General features: G+C 73.5%; 2 protein-coding genes. Both read right to left on the bottom strand.

The window, feature by feature from the left end:
- Positions 1-2: 2 nt before the first annotated feature.
- Positions 3-17,555 (bottom strand): non-ribosomal peptide synthetase, encoded by a 17,553-nt coding sequence (locus tag QUY26_RS38165; protein ID WP_289954958.1) that lies wholly within the window; start codon positions 17,553-17,555, stop codon positions 3-5.
- Entirely contained in the window at positions 17,556-24,200 is a 6,645-nt protein-coding gene (locus QUY26_RS38160; protein ID WP_289954956.1) for a non-ribosomal peptide synthetase, read from the bottom strand.
- Between the last annotated feature and the right edge of the window lie 807 nt (positions 24,201-25,007).

Genomic DNA, 25,007 nt, shown 5'->3' with positions numbered 1-25,007 from the left:
CGTTAGTCCGTGAGGTGGCGGGTGATGATGGAGCACATCTCGGCCGCGGGCGCGGGCGCGTTCAGGCCCAGGTGCGTGGCGTCGATGTCGTAGGTGTGCAGGTCGCCCTCGATGTGGGGCTCCCAGAAGGCGGCCTGGGCCTCGGGGCTCTGCGTGGCCTTGAAGAACAGGGCGGTGCCCCGGTAGGTGGGCTGGCTGAACTCCCTGACCATCCGGCCGTGCTGGACCATGAGAGCGGCGCCGTTGTCGATGAGCGCCCGGCGCTCCTCGCCGTCCTCCTCGCCCGGCAGGTAGTTCTCCAGGAAGTCCCTGGCCTCGCGCAGGTCCAGGCGCGCGTCCTCCTGCGCGGCGAACCAGTCGCCCGGTACGGCGTCCAGGAGGACGACGAGGGGAACCTCGTGGCCGCGGCGCTGCAGCTCCACGGCGACGGCCTGGCCGATGGGGCCGCCGATGGAGTGGCCGACGAGGTGGAAGGGGCCTTCCGGCTGGACGGCCAGGATCTGGTCGGCGTAGTCGGCGACCATGTCCGCGAAGGTCTCCGGCAGCGGCGCGCCGTCGAAGCCGCGGGCCTGGATGCCGTACGCCGGGCGGTCGCCGAGCTGCGTGGCCATGCCGAGGTAGGACCAGCACAGCCCGAAGCCCGGGTGGATGAACCACACCGGGGCCTTGCTGCCGCCGGTCTTCAGGGGAAGGACCACGCCGAACGGGTCGCTGTCCCCGGTGGCTTCGGAGCCCCCGGTCAGGTGCGCGGCCACGTCGGCGACGGTCGGTGACTGGAACACCAGGCGGATCGGCACCTCGACCATCAGGACCGTGCGGATGCGGCTGATGAGCTTGGTGGCGAGCAGCGAGTGGCCGCCGAGGTCGAAGAAGTTGTCGTCGACGCCGACCTTCTCGACGCCGAGGACCTGGGCGAACAGGCTCGCGAGCACCTCCTCCTGCGGGGTCCGCGGGGCGCGGTAGGCGGCGCCGCTGACGAGGTCGGGGGCGGGCAGCGCCTTGCGGTCGACCTTTCCGGCGCCGGACAGCGGGATGGACTCCAGGGTGACGAACGCGGCCGGCACCATGTGCTCCGGCAGCCGCTCGGCGGCGAAGGCCCTCAGCTCCTCGGTGTCGGGGCCGTCCCCGTCGGCCGGGACGACGTAGGCGACGAGGCGCTTGCCCGTGCCGCGGTCGTCGCGGGCGATGACGACGGCCTGGGTGATGCCGGGGTGGCCGGCGAGGACGGTCTCGACCTCGCCGGGTTCGATGCGGAAGCCGCGGATCTTGACCTGGGTGTCGGCGCGGCCCTGGAAGACGAGGCCGCCGTCCTCGGTCCAGGCCACCACGTCACCGGTGCGGTACATCCGCTCCCCGGAGCCGCCGAAGGGGCAGGCCACGAAGCGCTCGGCGGTCAGGGCGTGCCGCCCCAGATAGCCGCGGGCGAGCCGCTGCCCGGCGACGTACAGCTCTCCGGGGACGCCCGGCGGTACAGGCCGCAGGGCCGTGTCGAGGACGTACAGGCGGGTGTTCTCCATGGGGCCGCCGATCGGCACGGTGGCGGGGATGTGCTCGGGGTCGGTCAGGCAGTGGTGGGAGGTGGCCGCGGTGGTCTCGGTCGGGCCGTAGCCGTTGACGACCCGGAGTCCGGGGCAGGTGCGCAGCGCCCGCTCCAGGGAGGCCGGGGCCACCACGTCGCCGACCGTCCACACCTCGCGGGCCCCGCGGAACGCCTCGGGGCTCTCGTCGGCGATGGCCATGAACAGCCCCGCCGCGAGGGCGAGTCCGGTCACGCCCTGCTCGGCGATCAGCTTCGCGAGGGCCGCCGCGTCCAGGCGGCCGGGCGGCGCGACGACGACCGTGCCGCCGCTGAGCAGCGGGATCCAGATCTCGTACGTCGAGGCGTCGAAGGCCTGCGGGTTGTGCATGAGCACCCGCTCGTGGCGGCCGCCGCCGAAGCAGCTGTCGGCGGCCAGGAGCACCACGTCCCGGTGGGTGGTGCCGACGCCCTTGGGCAGGCCCGTGGAGCCGGAGGTGTACATCACGTAGGCGAGCTGGTCGGGGTGTCCCGCGGCGAGCGGCCCGGCGTCGGCCCGGGCGATCTCGTCGGCGGTGCCGGGCTCGTCGATCACCAGGTGCGGGCAGGGGCTGTCGAAGAGCCGCTCCGAGATCTCCGCGTCGGTCACCAGGAGCACCGGCGCCGCGTCGCCGAGGAGGTACGCGAGGCGCTCGGCCGGGTAGTCCGGGTCGACGGGCAGATAGGTGCCGCCCGCCTTCAACACGGCCAGCACGGCCACGACTTGCTCGATCGAGCGCGGCAGCGCGAGTCCGACCACCGACTCCTGTCCGACACCGCGCGCCGCGAGCACCCGGGCGAGCCGCCCGGCCCGCTCGTCGAGCTCCCGGTAGGTCACGCGCTCCTCGCCGAGGGTCACCGCGATCCGGTCCGGGCCCTGCGCGGCCTGCTCGGCGAACGCCTCCTGGACAGTCCGCGCGACCACCGGGGTGGCCGTGTCGTTCCATGCGGTGACGACCCGCTCCAGGTCGGCCTCCGGCATGAGGTCGAGGTGGCCGAGCGGTGTCCCCGGGTCGGCGGCCAGTTGCTCCAGGAGTCGGCCGAGGCCGGCGGCTATGCGTGCGGCCGTGGCCGGGTCGAACAGGCTCTCCTGGTAGTGCAGGCCCGTGCGCAGGTGCGGGGAGGCCTCCGCGGCCACGCCCATCGGGTAGTGGGCGCCGGTGACGGGTCGGGCACCGGTGATGGCGATGCCGGCCTCGTCGTGCGCCTCGACCAGGCCCGCCCGGTCGATCGGGTAGGACTCGAAGACGACCATGGTGTCGAAGAGGGTGCCGAGGCCCGCGGCGTCCTGGATGTCGCTCAGACCGTGGTTCTGGTGGTCCATCAGGACGGCCTGGCTCTGCTGGAGGCGGGTGAGCACCTGCGCGAGGGTGTCCTCGGGCGAGTAACGCACGCGCACGGGCAGGGCGTTGATGAACAGGCCCACCATGTCGTCGACGCCGGGCACCTGCGGCGGGCGGCCGGAGACGGTGGTGCCGAAGACCACGTCCTGCCGCCCGGTGAGGGCGCCGAGGAGCACGCCCCAGGTGCCCTGGACCAGGACGTTGAGGGTGACGCCCAGTTCGGCGGCCCGCTGCGAGAGCAACCGGGACGTCTCCGTGGACAGCGGCACCTCGGCCGAGCCGAACCCGCCGTCGTCGCCGCCGTCGCCGACGGGTGAGCCGCCCGCTCCGGCGAGCATCGTCGGCGTGTCCACGCCGTCCAGCTCGGTGGCCCAGGCGCGGGCCGAGGCGGCGCGGTCCTGTCCGGCGAGCCAGGTCAGGAAGTCCCGGTAGGGGCGGACGCGCGGCAGCTCGGAGGTGTCGCCGTCGGTGCCGTAGGCGCGGATCAGGTCCTGCAGGAGGTGCGGGATCGACCAGCCGTCGTACAGGGCGTGGCTGGCGGTGAAGACCAGTTCCGAGCGGCCCGGCTCCATCAGGACCAGGGTCAGCCGCATCAGGGGCGGCTTCGCCGGGTCGAAGTGGTCCGCGTGGTCGGCGGCGAGCAGCCGTTCCAGCTCGGCGTCGCGCGCCTCGTCGGAGAGGTCGCGCAGGTCCACGACCTTGTAGGGCAGTTCGACGCGGTCGCGGATGAGCTGGACGGGCTCGCCCGCCGCGCTGGTCACGAAAGCGGCGCCCAGGTTCGGGTACCGGTCGAGGAGCACCTGACCGGCCCGGCGCATGCGCTCGGGGTCGACGTCGCCGGAGAGGTGGAAGGTCAGCTGCACGTGGTAGGCGTCGAACGACGAGTCGGCCATCATGCTGTGGAACAGCAGGCCCGACTGCATCGCCGTCACCGGCCACACGTCCACCAGGCCCGGGTGGCTCTCCGTCCACACGTCGAGGTCGCGCTGGCTGACCTTGACCAGCGGCACGTCCGACGGCGTGAGGCCGCCCGCGCCGGGCCGCTCGGCGTGCCGGGCGAGGCCTACCAGGGCCGTGCGCCACAGGTCCGCGAGCTGCTGCGCCTCGTCCCGGGTGAGCAGCCCGCCGGGGAAGCCGATGCCCGCGCTGAGCCGTGGTCCGTCCTCGGTGTCGGTGACGTACGCGGTGACTTCGAGGGTGGCCATCGCGGGCATGTCCGCGTCGGGCTGCGCGAACAGGTCGTCCACGTCCGGCGTGGCGGTCCAGCCGAGGCCCCGCAGGCTCTCCGGCATGTCGGCGGCGGCGAACCGGCCGAGGTAGTTGAAGGAGATCTGCCCGGTCCCGTGGCCCTGGAGGACGGCGGCGGTCTCGGCGTTGAGGTAGCGCAGCAGGCCGAATCCGATGCCGTGGTCCGGTACGGCGTTCAGCTGCTCCTTGACGGCCTTGACGGCGCCGCCCGCGGCCCGGCCGCCCATCGCGGCGTCGTCGAGGTCGAAGCCGCCGACGTCCAGGCGTACGGGGAACATGCTGGTGAACCAGCCCACCGTGCGGGACAGGTCCGCGCCCGGTGCGGCGCTCTCCTCACGGCCGTGGCCCTCCAGGCGGATCAGGGCCGAGGAGGCGTCGCGCTCGTCCACGCCGCGTGCGCGCCGCCACTGGGCCAGGGCCACGGTCAGCGCCGTGAGCAGGCCGTCGTTGACGCCGCCGTGGAAGGCGGCGGGCAGGGTGGTGAGGAGCGTGTCGGTCGCGGCCACCGGCAGTTCGAGGTGGACGGTCTCCACGGTGGCGCGCACGTCGAGCGCCGGGTCGAACGGGCGGGAGCCGATGACCGGGTCCGGGCCGTCCAGGATGCGCTGCCACAGCGGGAGTTCGGCGACGCGGTCGGCGTCGGTGGCGTGCTCCTGAAGGGCGTGCGACCAGCGGCGTACGGAGGTGGCGACCGGGGCGAGTTCGGGGGTGCGGCCCTGGACGAGCTGCTGCCAGGCCTCGGCGAGGTCGGGCAGCAGGATGCGCCAGGACACGCCGTCCACGGCGAAGTGGTGCAGCACGATGATCAGGCGTCCGGGCGCGGGGGCGCCCTCGGTGTCATCGGGCGCGGCAGCGGTGTCGAACCAGACGAACTGGGCAATCACCCCGGCGTCCGGGTCGAGACGGCCCGCCGCCGCGTCCAGTTCGGCCGCGGCACGCTCGTGCCAGTCGGGGCGGTCCCAGCCGTCCCGCCACTCCACGCGGTGGATCAGCGCGGCCACGTCCACCGTGCCCGGCTCGGCGACCTCCAGGCCCTTGTGCCCGGTGCGGACCAGGCGGGAGCGGAGGATGTCGTGGCGGTCGATGACCGCGCCGAGGGTGGCCGCCAGGCCGTCGTGGTCGATGCCCGCCGGCAGGTCGACCACGGTCGACATGGTGAACCGGTCGCTGCCGCCGCCCAGTTCGAGCAGGTAGTGCCCGATCGGCAGGAGCGGCATGAAGCCGACGCCGCCGCCCTCCAGCTCCTCCAGAACCGTGCGGGTGCGGCCCGCGGCCGCGGCCTCGGCCAGCTCCGCGACCGTACGCAGCTCGAAGATCTGCCGGGGCGTGACCTCCAGGCCCTGGGCGCGGGCCCGGGAGACCACCTGGATGGAGCGGATGCTGTCGCCGCCCACGGCGAAGAAGTCGTCGTCGACGCCGACGCTCTCCAGGCCGAGGACCTCCGCGTACACGGCGGCGAGGATCTGCTCCTCGGCGGTGCCCGGAGCGCGGTACGCGCCGCCGGTGAACTCCGGCTCCGGCAGCGCCTTGTGGTCCAGCTTGCCGTTGAGGGCCAGCGGGAGGCGGTCCAGCATCACGAAGGCGGCGGGCACCATGAACTCCGGGAGCCGCGCGGACACGAACCTGCGCAGGTCCCTGGCCTCGACACCGGCGGTGATGTCGTAGTTGTCGCCCGTCTCGTCGACCTCCACCGGGACGACGTAGCCGACGAGCTGGGTGCTGCCGCGCACCTCCCGGGCGACCACGGCGGCCTGGGCCACCGCGCGGTGGGCGGTGAGGGCCGCCTCGATCTCGCCGGGCTCGATGCGGAAGCCGCGCACCTTCACCTGCGCGTCACCCCGGCCGACGTAGTCGAGCTGGCCGTCGGCCCGCCAGCGGGCGAGGTCGCCGGTGCGGTACATGCGGGCGCCGGGCTCACCGAACGGGTCGGGCACGAAGCGTTCGGCGGTGAGCGCGGCCCGGCCGTGGTAGCCGCGGGCCACGTTCCCCGCGACGTACAGCTCGCCGACGACGCCGACGGGTACGGGGGCGAGGCCCGGGCCGAGGACGTAGGCGCGCATGTTGCCGAGCGGGGCACCGATGGGGGCGCCCGCGGCGCCGGTGCCGTCCTCGGCGATGGTGCTGGTGGTGGCGTAGAACGACTCGGTCTGGCCGTAGGCGTTGACGACGCGCACGCCCGGGATGGCCTCGCGCACGCGCTCGACGAGGGACGCGGGCAGGGCCTCGCCCGCGAGGACGACCGCGTCCGCCCTGATGTCCACGTCGGCCTGGTCGAGCAGCCCGGCGAGGACGGACGGGACGGTGCTGATCACGCCGCCGGACCAGCCGCCCTGCTCACCGATGACGAGGACGTCGCGGACGACCTCGACGGTGCCGCCCTTGGCGAGCGTGGTGACGGTCTCGAAGACGGACACGTCGAAGTTGACCGAGGTGCCCGCCAGGGTGCGGGTGCCCGCGTCGATGCCGACGGACTCCGCGAGGCGCAGCACGCCGTTGACGACGTCGCGGTGGGTGATGGTCACGCCCTTGGGCACGCCGGTGGAGCCGGAGGTGTACATCACGTACGCGGCGTTCGCGGGCCGGGCCGCCGTGACCGGGGCGTCCGCGCCTCCGTCCGGCAGGTCGCTGAGGTCCCCGAGGTCCCCGAGGTCCTCGAGGCTCTTGAGGACCAGGGCGGGGCGGGCGTCGTCGAGGATGTGATCCAGGCGGGTGCTCGGGTACTTGGGGTCGATCGGCAGGTAGGCGCCGCCCGACTTGAGGATGCCGAGCATGGCCACCACGAGGTCGGCCGAGCGCGGCAGGTTCAGCCCGACGATCGTCTCCGGGCCGACGCCGCGCGCGGCGAGGGCGTGGGCGACCCGGTCGGTGCGGGCCTCCAACTCGGCGTAGGTCAGCTGCTCCTCGCCCAAGACGACGGCCGTCGCGTCCGGGGTCCTGGCCGCCTGCTCGGCGATGAGCTGCGGCACGGTCAGGTCGGGGGTCTCGGCGGCGGTGTCGTTGAAGCCGCGCAGAACCAGCTCGCGCTCGTGCGGCTCGACCAGGTCGACGGTGGCGACGGGCCGCGCGGGTTCGGCGGCGAGCCGGTCTATCAGGCGGACGAAGCGGTCGGCGATCGTGCGGGCGGTGTCCTCGTCGAACAGGTCGGTGGCGTACTCCAGGACACCGAGGACGCCACGCCCCGGCAGGTCGGCCATGTTGAAGAACAGGTCGAACTTGACCGTGTCGTTGGGCACGCGCTCGAACTCGACCTGAAGACCGGAGAGTTCGAAGTCCTGCCGGTTGAAGTTCTGCCAGGCGAACATCACCTGGAACAGCGGCGAGTACGCCGTGGACCGCTCCGGGTTCAGGACCTCCACCAGACGCTCGAACGGCACGTCCTGGTGGTCGTAGGCGGCCAGGGACTTGGTGCGCACCTGGTCGAGGACGTCGTTGAAGGTGGGGTTGCCGTCGAGGCGGGCGCGCAGCACCCAGGTGTTGACGAAGAAGCCGACCATGTCGGTCAGGTTCTCGTCGGTGCGGTTGGCGATCGGCGAGCCGATGGTGACGTCGTCGCCACCGCCGAGGCGGTTCAGGAGCACGGCGAGCGCCGCCTCCAGGACGATCGCCACTGTGGCGCCGCGCTCCCGGGCGAGTTCGCCGATGCCCGCGACGGTGTCGGGGTCGAGGGCGAAGTCGACGTGGGCGCCGCGGTGGGTGGCCTTGGGCGGCCGGGTGCGGTCGGTGGGCAGTTGCAGGGGCTGCGGTACGCCGGTCAGCTCGCCGCGCCAGTAGTCGAACTGGGCGCTCAGGAGGCTGTCGGGGTCGTTCTCGTCGCCGAGCAGGTCGCGCTGCCACAGGGTGTAGTCGACGTACTGGGCGGGGAGTTCGGGCCAGCGAGGCGCCTGCCCGGCGAGCCGGGCGGCGTAGGCGTCGGCGAGGTCACGGAACATGGGCGCCATCGACGAGCCGTCACTGGCGATGTGATGGACCATCAGGACCAGGACGTGATCGCGCTCGGCGAGCCGCATGAGCACCGTGCGCACGGGGATCTCCGTGGCCAGGTCGAAGCGGTAGGCCGCGAAGTCCATGATCGAGGCGGTCAGGTCCGCCGCCGTCACGTCCACCACGGGCACGTCGAGGCGGACCTCGGCGGCCGGGAGCACCCGCTGGTAGGGGGTGCCGTCGGCGTCCTCGGCGAAGAGGGTGCGCAGGCTCTCGTGCCGGGTCACCACGTCGCGCACGGCCGCCGCGAGCGCGTCCGGGTCGAGCTCGCCCGTCAGGCGCAGCGGGAAGGGCGCGTTGTACGTGGCCGAGGGGCCCTCGAACTTGTCGAGGAACCACAGCCGGCGCTGGGCGAAGGACAGCGGGACGCGGTCCGGGCGCGGGTCGACGCGGACCATCGGTGGGCGGGCCCGGTCGCCCGTGGAGAGGTGACCGGACAGACCCACCACCGTGGGCGCGGCGAACACCGCGCGGATCGGCAGCTCCACGCCGAGAACGGCACGGATGCGACTCACCAGGCGGGTGGCGAGCAGCGAGTGCCCGCCGAGCGCGAAGAAGTCGTCGTCGATGCCGACCCGGTCCAGGCCGAGCACCTCCGCGAACAGGCCGCACAGCAGCTCTTCCTGGGGGGTGCGCGGGTCCCGTCCGGTGGCCTGGGCGACGAAGTCGGCGACGGGCAGTGCCTTGCGGTCCAGCTTGCCGCTGGCCATCAGGGGCACCTCGGCGATGGCCACCACCGACGCGGGCACCTGGTGTGCGGGCAGCCGCTCGGTGAGGTAGTCGCGCAGCGAGCCCACGAGCGTGCCGATGCGTCCGGCCGCGGCGGGTTCGCTGGCCAGCTCGCGCTCGGCGCGCCCGGCGGGCACGAACAGGCCCGTCAACGGCTGGGGCAGTTCGGGGCCCTGCGGGAAGACCAGCACGTCGAAGCTCTCGGCGACGGCTCCCGACCAGGTCAGGAGCACCGTCCAGCCCTGCTCCGCGGCCTGGTCCCAGACGTCCTGCGGGTCCACGGCCGGTCCCGTCGCGACGGGGGCGGTCATCAGCCCCGCGGCGACCGCGAGGTCCACCTCCTCCGCGAGGCGGGCGTTGGGGATGCCCACGACCCGCAGCACCTCGGTGTCCTCGCGGGCGGCGCACAGCTGGGCCAGCTCACGCAGGTCGCCGACCTGACGGCCCCAGTACAGCGGGGGTGCCTCGGTCAGGTCCGCCGGCGCCGCGGGGTGCTTGTGCAGCACGGCCTCGTAGCGGTGGCGGGTGAGTTCGTTGTGGGCGCGGCCGGGCTTGAGGCGGATGTCGACGCCGGCGGCGCCGTGCCGCGCCGCCCACTGGGTGAACCACTCCGGGTCCAGGACCAGCTCCTGCTCCATCAGCATGGCGCGGGTGATGGCGGCGCGGGCCTGGGAGGGGGCTGCCTCCGGCTGGTGGGCGTGCTGGACGCCCGCGCGGAAGAGGCGCAGCGTGGCGGCGTTGCGGACGTCGCCGACGATGATCCGGCCGCCGGGCGCGAGGAGTTCGAAGGCCTGCGCGAGGACCCGGTCCAGGTAGTCGGCGTCCGGGAAGTACTGCACCACCGAGTTGAGCACGACGGTGTCGAAGTGGCCCTGGGGCAGCCCGGTCACGTCGTCGGCGGCCCGGTGGCGCAGGGTCGCCTTGTCGCCGAATCCGGCCTGCTCGGCCTCGTGGGCGAGGCGCTCGATGACGGCCGAGGACAGGTCGGTGGCCCAGTACTGCTCCACGTGCGGCAGGACGTGTGCCATCAACAGGCCGGAGCCGACGCCGATTTCGAGGACGCGGCGCGGGCCCCGGCTGAGGATCTGCCGGACCGCGGCGTCCCGCCACTCACGCATCTCGTGCAGAGCGAGCGGCCGGTCGGTGTAGGTGGAGTCCCAGCCGGTGAAGTCCTCGCCCCAGACGGTGTTCGCCGCGGAGTAGACCTGGTCGTAGATGGTCTCCCACTCCTCGACCTGGCGCTCGGCGGCGGCGCTCTGGCCGGTGCCGTCCAGGTGCGGCACGACGTAGCCCATGAGGCGTCGCTCGCCGGCCTCGTCCTCCTGGACCGTCACCACGGCCTGGGCGACGCCGGGGTGCGTGGACAGGGCGGCCTCGACCTCGGCGGGTTCGATGCGGAAGCCGCGGATCTTGACCTGGGTGTCGACGCGGCCGTGGAAGACGAGCAGGCCCTCCTCGGTCCAGGCCACGACGTCGCCGGTGCGGTACATCCGCTCCCCCGGCGCGCCGAAGGGACAGGCCACGAAGCGCTCGGCGGTCAGACCCGGGCGGTTGCGGTAGCCGCGGGCCAGGCGCTCCCCGCCGATGTACAGCTCGCCGGGCACGCCGGGCAGCACGGGCCGCAGCGCGGCGTCCAGGACGTAGACCTGGGTGCTGTCGAGGGGGCGGCCGATCGGCACGACCTCGCCGATGTCCTCGTGGCGCTCCATGTTGTGGATGGAGGTGGCCATGGTGGCCTCGGTGGGCCCGTAGCCGTTGACGACCCGCAGGCCGGGGCAGGTGTCGAGGACGCGCCGCACCAGGGCGGGCGCCACCGCGTCACCGGCCGACCAGACCTCGCGGACGCCGGTGAAGGCCTCGGGCATCTCGTCGGCGATGACCATGAACAGGCCCGCCGTCATGACGACGCCGGTCACGTCGTGCTCGCGGGCGGCCGCCGCCAGGGTGGCCGCGTCCAGGCGTCCCGGCGGGGTGATGACGATGGTGCCGCCGCCGAGCAGGGGGATCCACTGGTCGTAGGTGGAGGCGTCGAAGGCCTGCGCGTTGTGCATGAGGACGCGCTCGTGGTTGCCGCCCGCGTAGCAGCTGTCGGCGGCGAGGCTCACGACGCCCCGGTGGGTCACGCCCACGCCCTTGGGGCGGCCCGTGGAGCCGGAGGTGTACATCAGGTAGGCGAGCTGGTCCAGGTGCCCGGCCTGCGCGGAGGCCAGCGGCTCCGCCGGGGCCGCGGTGATCTCGGCGGCCGTGCCGGGCTCGTCGAGGACCAGGAACGGGCAGGGGCTCTCGGGCAGACCGGCGGCGATCCGCGCGTCGGTGACGACGAGGGTGGGGTCGGCGTCGCCGAGCATGAACGCGAGGCGGTCGGCGGGGTACTCGGGGTCGACGGGCAGATAGGCGCCGCCCGCCTTCTCGATGGCGAGGAGCGAGACGATCTGCTCCACGGAGCGCGGCAGGGCGAGCCCGACCACCGACTCCTGCCCGACGCCCCGCGCGGCCAGGACCCGGGCGAGGCGGTTGGCCCGCTCGTCGAGTTCCCGGTAGGTCAGGGTGCGGTCGCCGTCCACGACGGCGGGGGCGTCCGGGGTCCGTGCCACGTGCGCCTCGAAGACCTGCGGGACGGTCCGCTCGGCGATCGCGGCGGGGGTGTCGTTCCAGTCGGTGAGGATCCGCTTGCGCTCGTCGTCCTCCAGGATGCCGAGGGCGGCCACCGGGGTGTCCGCGTCGCGCGCCAGGAGTTCCAGGATCCGCGCGAGGCGGCCCGCGATGGCGCCGACCTGGGCGGCGTCGAAGACGTGCGGCCGGTACTCGATGCCCACCTTCAGGTGCGGCTCGGCGAGCGCCATGACGACCAGCGGGTAGTGCGCGCCGCTGAGCGGGCTGATGCCGGTCAGCTCGATGCCGGCGGCGGCACCGGCCTCGCTGAGGGCGACGGCGTCGATCGGGAAGGACTCGTAACCCACCATGGTGTCGAACAGCGTCGGCAGGCCCACCGCCTGGTGGATGTCGAGCAGTCCGTGGTGGTGGTGGTCGAGCAGCGCGCTCTGGCGCTCCTGGAGGTCGGTCAGGAGTTCGCGCAGGGTGGTGCCCGGGGCGCAGTTCACCCGCACCGGCAGCGAGTTGATGAACAGGCCGACCATCTCGTCGGCCCCCGTGACCTGGGGCGGGCGGCCGGAGACGGTGGTGCCGAACACCACGTCCTGACGGCCGGTCAGGCCCGCGAGGAGGACCGCCCAGGAGCCCTGGATCAGGGTGTTGAGGGTGATGCCGAGGTCCGCGGCCCGGCGCGCCAGGTCGCGGCCCGTCTCCGGGGACAGCGGTACGTCCGCCATGGCGATGCCGGCCGGCTCCGCGTCGCCCTCGGCCGCGTGCGGAGCCAGGAGCGTCGGTGACTCGACGCCGGACAGCTCGGTGGCCCAGGCGCGGGCGGCGGCGCCCTCGTCCCGGTCCGCGAGCCAGGTCAGGAAGTCGCGGTAGTCGCGGATCCGGCCGAGGCCGCTCGCGTCGCCGCCCGAGCCGTACAGGCGCAGCAGGTCCTCAAGGACGAGGGGCAGCGACCAGCCGTCGAACAGGACGTGGTGGGCGGTGAAGACCAGCTCCCACCGGTCGGCGGCCAGCTTGACCAGGGACATGCGCACCAGGGGCGCGGTGGCCGGGTCGAAGTGGCGGGCGTGCTCCTCGGCGAGGTGGCGCTTGAGCCGCTGCTCGCGCTCGCCGTCGGCGAGGCCGCTGAGGTCGTACTCGGCCCAGGGCAGCTCGACGTGCTCGTGCACGAGCTGGACGCGGCGGCCGCTGTCGGCCATGACGAACGAGGCCCGCAGGGTCGGGTAGCGCTCCAGGAGCGCCTGTCCTGCCGCGCGCATCCGGGCGCCGTCGACCTCGCCCTTCAGGTGCAGGACGAGCTGCATCTGGTAGGCGTCGAAAGTAGCGCCGGCCAGTTCCGCGTGGAAGAGCAGGCCGTCCTGCATGGCGGTCAGCGGCCAGACGTCGGCCAGGTGCGGGTGGAGCTCCTCCCAGGCCTCCAGCTGCGCCTGGTCGGCGGTGACCAGCGGCACGTCGGACGGCGTCAGGCCGCCCGCGTCCGGCTGGTCGGCGTGGCGGGCGACGCCTTCGAGGGCGGTGCGCCACAGGGCGGCCAGTTCCTCGGCGTCGTCCTGGGTCAGGAGCCCTGAGGGGAAGTCGAGGCGGGCGTCGAGGCGGGGGCCCTGCGGGGTGTCGGTGACGTAGGCGCTCACCGCGAGGGTCGCGAGGGCCGGCATGTCCGCGTCGAGGTCGGCGATCAGCTCGGTGGTGCCTTCGGCCTGGGTGAAGCCGAGGCCGCGCAGGTGCTCGGGCATGTTGCCCGCACCGGTGTAGTGGCCCAGGTAGTTGAAGGAGATCTGCCCGGTGGGGTAGCGCTCCAGGATCTCGGCGGTCTCGGGGTTGAGGTGGCGCAGCATGCCGTAGCCGACGCCCTTGTCCGGCACGGCGAGGAGCTGTTCCTTGACGGCCTTGACGGCGGCACCGGCGGCGCGGCCGCCCGCGAGGGCGTCGTCGACGTCCACGCCCGCCACGTCCAGGCGCACCGGGTAGACGCTGGTGAACCAGCCGACCGTGCGGGACAGGTCGGCGCCCGGCGCCGCCGCCTCCTCGCGGCCGTGGCCCTCCAGGCGGATCAGCGTCGAGGCCGACGCGTCGTCGGCGACGCCCCGGCCGCGCCGCCACTTGGCGACGGCGAGGGCGAGGGCGGCGAGCAGGCCGTCGTTGACGCCGCCGCGGAACGCGCCGGGTAGGGTGGTGAGCAGCGTCTCGGTGGCCGCCGTCGGCAGGTCCATGTGGACCGTCCGCACGGTGGCGCACACGTCCACCGCCGGGTCGAACGGCCGCCCGCCGAGGTCCGGGTCGGGGCCGGTGACGATGGAGCGCCACAGCGCGAGCTCGCCCGTGCGCCGCTCGGTGGCCGCCTCGTCGGCGAGGGCGTGCGCCCAGCGCCGCACGGAGGTGGTGACCTCGGGGAGCTCGGGGGTACGTCCTTCACGGACCTGGCGCCAGGCCTCGGCGAGGTCGGGCAGCAGGATGCGCCAGGACACGCCGTCGACGACGAAGTGGTGCAGCAGGATCAGGAGCCGTCCCGTGGTGTCGGCGCCCGCGTCGAACCACACGAACTGCGCCATCACGCCGCGCCGCGCGTCGAGGCGGTCCGCGGCGGCGTCCAGTTCGGCGGCGGCCCGCTCGCGCCAGGCGCCGTCCCAGTCGCCGCTCCAGGTGACGCGGTGCAGCAGGGCGCCCGCGTCGACCGTGCCGGGGCCGGTGACGTCGAGTCCGGGTGCGGGTTCGCTCACGAGCCGGGAGCGGAGGATGTCGTGCCGGTCGAGGACCGCGCCGAGGGTGGTGAGCAGGCCGCGCTCGTCGATGCCCGCGGGCAGGTCCACGGTCATCGACATGGTGAACCGGTCGGTGCCGCCGCCCAGTTGAGTCAGGTAGTGCCCGATGGGCAGCAGCGGTACGAAGCCGACGCCGCCGCCGTCCAGCTCGTCGAGGACGGCGCGCCCGGGGCCTTCGCCCGCCGCCTGCGCCAGCTCGGCCACGGTGCGGCACTCGAAGATCTGCCGGGGCGTGACGTCGACGCCCTGGGCGCGGGCGCGGGAGACCACCTGGATGGAGCGGATGCTGTCGCCGCCGATGGCGAAGAAGTCGTCGTCGACACCGACGCGTTCGAGGCCGAGGACCTCCGCGTACACGGCGGCGAGGGTCTGCTCCTCGGCGGTGGCCGGGGCGCGGTAGGCACCGCCGGTGAACTCCGGTTCCGGCAGCGCCTTGTGGTCCAGCTTGCCGTTGGGCGCCAGCGGCAGGCGGTCGAGCATCACGAACACCGACGGCACCATGAACTCGGGCAGCCGACCGGCGACGAACCGGCGCAGGTCCCGCGCGGACACGATCGCCGTGAGGTCCAGGTCCAGGTCGCCGAGGCTGGAGACGCTGTCGAGGCCGCCCTCGCCGGTGTCCACCGGCACGACGTAGCCCACGAGCCGGGTGGAGCCGCGGCCCGCGTGGGTGGTCACGACGGCCTGGGCGACACCCGGGTGGGCGGTGAGAGCCGCCTCGATCTCGCCGGGCTCGATGCGGAAGCCGCGCACCTTGACCTGGGCGTCGTCGCGACCCGCGTACTCCAGCTGCCCTTCCGGGGTCCAGCGGGCGAGGTCGCCGGTGCGGTACATGCGGGCGCCGGGCTCACCGAACGGGTCGGGCACGAAGCGCTCGGCGGTGAGCGCGGCCCGGCCGTGGTAGCCACGGGCGACGTTGCCCGCGACGTACAGCTCGCCCACGACGCCCGGTGCCACCGGCTCCAGGCCGGATCCGAGCACGTAGGCGCGCATGTTGCCGATCGGGGAGCCGATGGGCGCGCTGCCCGTGCCGCTCCAGGTGTCGTCGGCGGTGAAGGTGGTGGCGTAGAACGACTCGGTCTGGCCGTAGGCGTTGACGACGCGCACGCCCGGGATGGCCTCGCGCACCTGCTCGACGAGGGACGCGGGCAGGGCCTCGCCCGCGAAGACCACCGCGTCCGCCTGGAGCTTCCCGCCGACCTGGTCGAGGAGTTCGGCGAAGACCGAGGGAACGGTGCTGATGACGCCGCCGGACCAGCCGCCGCGCTCGCCGACGACCAGGATGTCCCGGACGACTTCGAGGGTGCCGCCGACGGCGAGGGTGGTGACGGTCTCGAAGACGGACACGTCGAAGTTGACCGAGGTACCGGCGAGCGTGCGGGTGCCCGCGTCGATGCCGATGGCGTCGGCGAGGCGCAGCACCCCGTTGACGACGTCGCGGTGGGTGATGGTCACGCCCTTGGGCACACCGGTGGAGCCGGAGGTGTACATCACGTACGCGGCGTTCGCGGGCAGCACACGCGGCAGCTCGCCGCCGTCCGCTCCCGAGCCGTCCCGCTCTCCCGCGGAGTCGAAGTCGACGTCGTCGACGAACAGCGTCGGCACGTCCGTCGTCGGCAGCACGCCCACGGTGTCGGCGCTGGTCAGGACCAGGCACGGGCGGGCGTCGCGGAGTATGTGGTCCAGGCGGGTGCTGGGGTAGCGGGGGTCGATCGGCAGGTAGGCGGCGCCCGACTTCAGGATGGCGAGCATCGCCACGACCAGGTCGGCGGAGCGCGGCAGCGCCAGGCCGACGACCTGCTCCGGACCGGCGCCGCGCGCCACGAGTGCGCGGGCGAGCAGCGTGGCCCGCGCGTCGAGGTCGGCGTAGGTCAGCTCGGTGTCGTCGTGGACCACGGCGAGCGCGTCGGGTGTCGCCTCGACGCGGGCCTCGACCAGGCCCGCGATGCTCAGCTCGGGCGTCTTCGCGGCGGTCTCGTTGAACGTGCCGAGGACGAGCTCGCGCTCCCCCGCCTCCAGGACGTCGGCGAGGGCGACAGGTCGCTCGGGCGCGTCCACGAGGTGGCGCACCAGGCGGACGTAGCGCTCGGCGACGGCCTCGGCCGTGGACCGGTCGAACAGCTCGGTGGCGTACTCCAGGGACACCGAGAGACCCGGCTCCTCGGGGTCCGCGAAGCAGCTGAACTCCAGGTCGAACTTGGCGGTCGGCGTCGGCAGGCCGGTGCAGCGGGCGGTGAGTCCGCCGTGGAGGGCGAGGGTGACCGAGCGGTGGGTCTCCCAGGTGAACATCGTCTGGAACAGCGGGTGATAGGCCGTGGACCGCTCGGGGTTGAGCATCTCCACCAGGCGCTCGAAGGGGGCGTCCTGGTGGTCGTAGGCGGCCATGGCCTTCTCGCGGACCCGGCCGAGCAGCTCCACGAAGGACGGGGTGCCGGACAGGTCGGTGCGCAGGACCCAGGTGTTGACGAAGAAGCCCACCAGGTCGTCGAGCTGGCTGTCCATGCGGCCCGCGACGGTGGAGCCGATGGTGACGTCCGCGCCCGCGCCGAGCTGTTGCAGGAGCGCCGCGAGCGCCGCCTGGAACACCATCGGCGCGGTGACGCCGGTGCGGTGGGCCAGCTCCTCGGCGCGGCCGTACAGCTCCGCGTCGATCCGGAAGTCCACCACGTCGCCGTGGCGTCCCGCGACGGGCGGGCGCGGCCGGTCGGCGGGCAGGCGCAGCGGCTGCGGTACACCGGTGAGTTCGCCGCGCCAGTAGTCGAGCTGGGTCGCGAGGATGCTCGTCGGGTCGTTCTCGTCGCCGAGCAGGTCGCGCTGCCACATCGTGTAGTCCACGTACTGCACGGGCAGTTCGGGCCAGTCGGGTGCCGCGCCCCGGGCGCGCGCGGCGTACGCGGCGGCGAGGTCGCGGACGAGCGGGGCCATGGACTCGCCGTCGGTGGCGATGTGGTGGGCGAGCAGGAGCAGCTGGTGGTCCTGGGGGCCGCTGCGGAACAGGGTGGCCCGTACGGGGATCTCCTCGGCCAGGGTGAACGCGTACTGGGCCGCGTTCGTGACCGCCGCGTCCCGGTCGGCGGAGGCCACCTCGACGAGCGGTACGTCCAGGTGGACGTCCTCGGCGGGGACCACTTCCTGTGCCGGTACGCCGTCGGCGTTGTCGATGATCAGGGTGCGCAGGCTCTCGTGCCGGACCACCACGTCCCGTACGGCCGCGGTGAGCGCCGCCACGTCCAGTTCACCCGTCAGCTCGATGAGGAACGGGAGGTTGTACGTGGCCGAGGGGCCCTCGAAGCGGTCGATGAACCACAGACGGCGCTGCGCATAGGACAACGGGATCATTTACTTTGCACTCCTGTTCATCTTCTGCAGACGGGGCCGCCTGGTGGTCGATGCCCCCAGGACGGTGCGCGAGAGGTCGGCGACGTCGCGGGAGTCGAGCACCGCGCGGATCGGGACGTCGACGCCGAAGCTGTCGCGGATGTGATTGGTCAGGCGGGTGGCGAGCAGGGAGTGGCCGCCCAGGTCGAAGAAGTTGTCGTCCATGCCGACCCGGTCGAGGCCGAGTACGTCGGCGAACAACGCGCAGAGCTGCGCTTCCTGCGGGGTGCGCGGGGCCCGTCCGGCGCTCCGCGCGGCGGGCGCGGGGTCGGGCAGGGCCTTGCGGTCCACCTTGCCGTTGGCGGTCAGCGGGATCTCGGCGAGGGCCACCAGGCCCGTGGGCACCAGGTGGGCCGGGAGGACCGCGGTGAGGTGCTCGCGCAGGGAGGCGATCAGGGCGTCGGCGCTTGCGGCGGTGCGGGTGCCGGCGGTGACCGCGGCGCCGGTCCGTCCTGCTCCGCCCTCTCCCCCGGCCCCGTCGTCCGGCTCCGGCACCACATAGCCCACGAGTTGCCTGCCCGCCTTGCCGGTGACGTCCCGGGCCACGACGACGGCCTGTGCCACGTCGGGGTGGGCGGTCAGGGCGGCCTCGACCTCGGCGGGCTCGACGCGCACCCCGCGGATCTTGATCTGGTCGTCGGCGCGCCCGGCGTACTCGAGCTGTCCTTCGGTGTTCCAGCGGGCGAGGTCCCCGGTGCGGTACATGCGCGCGCCCGCCGGGCCGTAGGGGTCGGCGACGAAGCGCTCGGCGGTCAGGGACGGGTGCCGGTGGTAGCCGCGGCCGAGGCTGCCCGCCACGTACAACTCGCCGACGACGCCGGGCGGTACGGGGGTCAGGCCGGGGCCGAGGACGTAGGTGCGCATGTTGCCGATCGGGGTGCCGATGGGGGCGCTGCCGGTGCCCTGCCAGGTGTCGTCGGCGGTGAAGGTGGTGGCATAGAACGACTCGCTCTGGCCGTAGGCGTTGATCACGCGTACGCCGGGCAGGGTCTCGCGCACCTTGGTGACGAGGGACGCGGGCAGTGCCTCACCGGCGAACACCACGGCCTTGAGCCCCCTGATGGTGCCCATCTGGTCGCGGAGCTCGGCGAAGACCGAGGGCACCGTGCTGATCACGTCGGCGGTCAGGGAGCCCCGCTCGCCGAGGACCATGGCGTCGCGGACCACGTCCACGCAGCCGCCCCGGGACAGGGTGGTGACGATCTCGAAGACCGACACGTCGAAGTTGACCGAGGTCCCGGCCAGCATCCGTGTGGACGCGTCCACGCCCACGCGCCGGGCGAGCCGGGCGACGCCGTTGACCACGTTGGCGTGCGTGATCATGACGCCCTTGGGAGTGCCGGTGGAGCCGGAGGTGTACATCACGTACGCCAGGTGGTCCGGGCTCGGCGGCCGGGTCCTGTCGGGGTCGCCGGGTCCGGGCCGGTCCGGTGCGCCGTAGAGGTCGACGTCGTCGAGGTACAGGCACGGCGTGTCCGTCCTCGGCAGCACGTCGACGGTCGCGGAGTCCGTGAGGATCAGGGCGGGGCGGGCCTGGGCGAGGATGAAGTCCAGGCGGTGGCTGGGGTAGGCGGGGTCGATCGGCAGGTACCCGGCGCCGGACTTGAGGACGGCGAGCATGCCGGTGACGAGGTCCGCCGTGCGCGGCAGGGCCAGGCCCACCACCTGCTCGGGCCCGGCGCCGCGCGCGCACAGCTCGCGGGCGAGGACGCTCGCGCGGGCGTTCAGCTCCCGGTACGTGAGGGAGTGTTCGCCGCAGACCACGGCGGTGGCGTCGGGCGTCTCGGCGACCTGCTTCTCGATGAGTTCGGGGATCGTCTGCGCGGCCGTGGGCTCCGCGGTGTCGTTCCATTCGCCGAGGACGCGGTGGCGCTCGCCCTCGTCGAGGAGGTCGACCAGGCCCACGGGGGTGCCCGGTTCCTCGGTGAGCCGTGTCAGGACGCGGCCGAGGCGGGTGGCCAGGTCGCAGGCGGCGGCCGCGTCGAGGGCGTGCCGCTGGTACTGGACGGTCAGGCGCGGGTGGGCGCCGTCGGGGTAGACGAACAGGGTCACCGGGTAGTGGCTGGCGGTGAAGGAGCGCAGGCCGCTCACGGTGATCCCGGCGGCCTCGCTCGCCTCGGCGATGCCGGTGCGGTCCAGCGGGAACGACTCGAAGGCGACCACGGTGTCGAAGAGCGCCGCGAGCCCGGTGCCGCGCTGGATCTCGGTGAGGCCGAGGTGGTGGTGGTCGAGGAGGGCGGCCTGTCGGTCCTGGAGTTCGGTGAGGACCGCCGCGAACGGGTGCGCGGGTGCGCAGCGGACGCGTACGGGAACGGTGTTGAGGAACATGCCGACGACCGCGTCCACGCCCGGCAGCGCGGGCGGCCGTCCGGACACCGTCGCGGAGAACACCACGTCCTGCCGTCCGGTCAACTGGCCGAGGAGGACGCCCCAGGCGCCCTGGACCAGGGTGTTCAGGGTGACGCCCGAGTCGGCGGCGCGGGCGGCGATTTCCCGGATCTCAGCGGGGGTGAGCGGCACGTCGGTCTGGTCGATGCCGGTGCTCGCCGTGTCGAGGGCGGCGGGGGCGATCAGTGTGGGCTCGGTGACGCCGTCCAGTTCGGCGGCCCAGGCGCGCAGCGACTCCTCGGGGTCCTGCCGCTCCAGCCAGGCCAGGTACTCCCGGTAGCTGCGGGCCCTCCCGAGCGCGGAGGCGTCGCCGTCGGTGGCGTAGAGCTGCAGCAGGTCCTGGATGAGCAGCGGCAGCGACCAGCCGTCCACCAGGACGTGGTGCACCGTCAGGACGACGGCGTGGCGGCCGGCCTCCGTGGTGATGTGGGCCAGGCGCAGCATCGGCGGCGCGGCCGGGTCGAAGTGGGCCTTGAGGTCCGCGGCGAGGAAGTCCTCGTACGCCGTGGCGCGTTCGGCCTCGGCGTGGCCGGTGAGGTCGAGGTGGCGCCAGGGCACCTCGACCCCGTCGACGACGAGTTGGACCAGGTCGCCGTCGGGGCCGGGCACGAAGGCGACGCGCAGGGCGGGGTGGCGCTCGAGCAGGGCCTGGGCGGCGGTGCGGAGGCGGATGGTGTCCACGGGTCCTGACAGGTGCAGGACGTACTGCTCGTGGTAGGCGTCGAAGTCGGATCCGGACTCGGCGACCAGCTTGGAGTGGAAGAGCAGTCCGGACTGCAGGGGGGAGGCGGGCCAGACGTCGGACAGGCCCGGGTAGCGCCGCTCCCAGTCCTCGATGTCGCCCTGCCGGACGGGGGCGAGGAGCACGTCGGAGGGGGTGAGGCCACCGGCGCCGGGGTCGGCGGTGTGCCGGGCGAGGCCCCTGAGGGCGGCGCACCACAGGTCGGCGATTTCGCGCACCTCGGCGGCGCTGAGCACGCCCTGGGGCGCGGTGAACAGGGCACCGAGGCAGGGGCCTTCGGGGGTGTCGGTGACGTGGGCGTTGATGTCGAGCTCGGCGAGGGCCGCCATGCGGGGGTCCTGGCCCGCGTCCAGTTCGGCCAGTTCCGTGAGGCCGGGGGTCTGGGTGAAGCCGAGGCCGCGCAGGTTCTCGGGCATGTCGGCGGCGGCGGAGAAGCGGCCCAGGTAGTTGAAGGAGATCTGGCCGGCCTCGTAGCCCTTGAGGACGTCGGTGGTGTCGGGGTTGAGGTAGCGCAGCAGGCCGTAGCCGATGCCCTTGTCGGGGACGTGGGCCAGGTGTTCCTTAACGGTCTTGACGACGCGGCCCGCCGCGGCGCCGCCCGCGAAGGCCTCGTCGAGGTCGGTGCCCGCGAGGTCGAGGCGGACCGGGAAGACGCTGGTGAACCAGCCGACGGTGCGCGACAGGTCGGCGCCAGGCGCCACGGCCTCCTCACGGCCGTGTCCCTCCAGGCGGATCAGCGTGGACGGCTCCGCGACGCCGCGGCCGTGCCGCCAGCGCGCGACCGCCATCGCCAGGGCGGCGAGCAGGCCGTCGTTCACCCCGCCCCGGTAGGTCGCTGGCAGGGTGGTCAGGAGCGCCTCGGTGACGGCGGGAGGCAGCTGTACCCGGACCTTGCCGAGGGTGGCGACGACGTCGACGGCGGGGTCGAGCCGCCGGGCGCCGAGCACCGGGTCCGGCCCTTCGACCACGGACTTCCAGTGCTCCAGTTCGGCGGTGCGGCCGGGGCGGCCCGCCTCCTCGACCAGGGCGTGCGACCAGCGGCGCACGGAGGTGGCGACCGGCGCGAGTTCGGGTGCCGCACCGGCGCGCACCTGCTGCCAGGCCGCCGCCAGGTCCGGCATCAGGATGCGCCAGGAGACGCCGTCGACGACCAGGTGGTGCAGGGCGACCAGCAGCCGCCCGGCCCGCTGCGGCCCGGCGTCGAACCAGACGAACTGCGCGACGGTCCCGCCGACCGGGTCCAGGCGTCCGGCGGCGGCGTCCAGTTCGGCGAGCAGCGACTTGTGCCACTCGTCCGTGTCCCACGGGCCCGCGCACGCGACGCGCCGGATGAGCGAGGCCGTGTCCACGGAGCCCGGCGCCCGGGTGACGAGGCCGCTGAGGACGCCGTCCACCAGGCGGGCCCGCAGCAGGTCGTGCCGGTCGACGACCGCGCCGAGGGTCGCCGCGAGCCCTGCTTCGTCGATGCCCTCGGGCAGGTCGAGGACCATCGCCTGGAGGAACCGTTCGAAGCCGGGGCCGCGGTCGCGCAGCCAGCGCGTCACCGGCAGGTGCGGCACGAAGCCGATGCCGCCGCTCTCGAACTCCGCGAGGACCGGGGTGTCCGTGCCGGTCCCGGCGGCGTCCGCCACGTGCTCGGCGAGCTCGGCGACCGTGCGCCGCTCGAAGACCTCCCGGGTGCTGAGCGCCACGCCGCGAGCGCGCGCCCGCGTGACCAGCTGGATCGACTGGATGCTGTCCCCACCGATGACGAAGAAGTCGTCGTCGACGCCGACCCGCTCCACGCCGAGCACCTCGGCGAACAGCGCGGCGAGGACCTCCTCGCGCTCCGTGCGCGGCGCCCGGTAGGCCGCGCCGCGGAACTCGGGCTCCGGCAGGCCCGCCCGGTCGAGCTTGCCGTTGGCGGTGAGCGGCAGCGCGTCGATGACCACGAACGCGGCGGGGATCAGGTATGCGGGCAGGGTGCGGGCGAGGAAAGCGCGCAGCTCGCCGGGGCCGAGACCGGCAGCCAGGGCGAAGTGGCCGGTGCCGCTGCCGCGTTCGGCGTCGAGTGCGGCGTCGGCGGCGGCCGGGACGACGTAGCCGACCAGTTGCTTGCCGCCGCGCCCCTCGTGCGGGACGACCACGGCGTGCGCCACCCGGGGATGCAGTTCCAGAGCGGCCTCGATCTCGCCGGGCTCGATGCGGAAGCCGCGGATCTTCACCTGGGCGTCCGAGCGCCCCTCGAAGCTCACTTCGCCGTCCGGGGCGCGGGACACGACGTCGCCGGTGCGGTACATGCGCACGCCGGGCTCGCCGAAGGGGCAGGCCACGAAGCGTTCCGCGGTCAGGCCGTGGCGGTTCAGGTAGCCGCGGGCGAGGCCCGGCCCCGCCAGGTACAGCTCGCCGCTGGTGCCGGGGGCGACCGGGCGCAGGCCCTCGTCCAGGACGTGGGCGTCGATGCTGTCCATCGCCCAGCCGATCGGGAACGGCTCGGCCACGTCGGCGGGTTCGGACACCGGGCGGCACAGGGCGAACGTCGTCGTCTCGGTGGGGCCGTAGCCGTTGACGACCGTCAGGTCCGGGCAGCCGCGCAGGACCCGACGCACCGCCTCCGGCGACACCACGTCGCCCCCGGCCCACACCTCCCGCATCCCGGTGAAGCTCTCCGGCCGCTCCTCGGCGACCACCTTGAACAGACCGGCGGACATGAAGGCGGCGGTGACGCGGTGTTCGGTGATGAGGGCGGCCAGGGCGCCCGCGTCGAGGACGCCGGGCGGGGCCACGACGAGGGTGCCGCCGGAGAGCAGCGGCACCCACAGTTCGTACGTCGACGCGTCGAAGGCGAGCGGGGCGTGCTGCAGGACTCGGGCGTGCGCGCCGCCCTGGTAGCGGCCGTCAAGGGCCAGGGTCACCACGGCGCGGTGGGTGACGGCCACGCCCTTGGGGGTGCCGGTCGAGCCGGAGGTGTAGATGACGTACGCGAGGGTGTCGGGGTGTCCGGGCGGGGGCCCGGCCGGGGTGAGCGCCGCCGTCGTGCGCGGCTCGCTCCGGGCGATCGTCTCGCGTGTGCCGGGTTCGTCCAGGACGAGGTGCGGGACCGTGGTCGCGGGCAGCGAAGGGGCGGTCCCGGTGTCGGTCACCAGGACGGTGGGCGCGGCGTCGCGCAGCATGAAGTCGAGACGTTCGGCCGGGTAGTCGGGGTCGACCGGCAGGTAGACGCCGCCGGCCTTGAGCACGGCGAGGACCGACACGACGTACTCCGGTGACCGGCGCAGGGCCACGCCGACGACCGACTCCTGGCGCACCCCGTGCCCGGTGAGCACGCGAGCGAGCCGGTCGGCGCGCTCGTCGAGTTGGCGGTAGGTCCACACGACGTCTGCTTCGCCGACGACCGCCACCGCGTCCGGGGTCGCGGCCGCCTGCCGCTCGAAGAGCGCGGCGACGGTCACGTCGGGGGCGGGGGCTGCGGCACAAGACTCATGAGGGTCGGTCACGAAGGCTCCAGAGGCTCAGAAATTCCGTGCGGGACGCGGTGAGCGAACAGTTCGCGACGCCGGTGCGGCGGCGGCGAGCCATGGCAGCGCAGCGGAACCCAGCATTCGCCGGTGCCTCCGGGGATCGTTTGGATAAGGCGGATCGACCCGAAGTGCGGCGCACTTCCGTCGGTCCGAACCGTCTCCACTCCGCCGTTGGATTCCGGTCTCGCTTGCCTGCCGGGGAACCGTAACGCAACGAGTTCAGGGCCGTCCGACCACTGGTTTTCCCCCGTCGCGACGCCCACCGTTCTCAACCACGCGGACCGTTGCCCGGCGTGGTGTGCGCGTCCTGGGCGGACGTCGCGCATGTCCTTTCTCACGCCTCCATCGCCGCGCGTTGCGCGATATTCCCAAAAGGAGGTAAATGTACCTTCTCAACACCCGATTCAGCGGCGCGCCTTCCACCCACTGCGCCGCAGGTCAGGTGGGGTGTGCCGACCGTTCTCACAGCGCTTCTCGCGGGTGTCGGAATGACCTTCGAATCGGTCGGTCCACACCGTTCGCACAAGTCCTGACCAGCCGTGTCCCGTCACCGGGACAGCCCTCCTCGGCGAGCCTTTCTTCGGTTCACCAGGGCTCGGTGACGGGGTACGTTCGAACTCGGCCCGAGAGCGGCCCGACCGCCTGTGCCGAATCAGGCGCGGCATGTGTCGCCATGAGACCCGGAGTTTTGGACCACGACCGGGTCCGCACGATTTCCTGACGGAGAAATAACGCCGCCCGAATACCGCACGGCCTTCTTTCGGACCGCCCTGACGAGTTCCG

The organism is Streptomyces flavofungini, assembly GCF_030388665.1.
GTDB classification, from domain to species: Bacteria; Actinomycetota; Actinomycetes; order Streptomycetales; family Streptomycetaceae; genus Streptomyces; species Streptomyces flavofungini_A.
The sequence above is the reverse complement of the archived record's forward strand: the minus strand, read 5'-3'. Positions and strand labels throughout refer to the sequence as shown.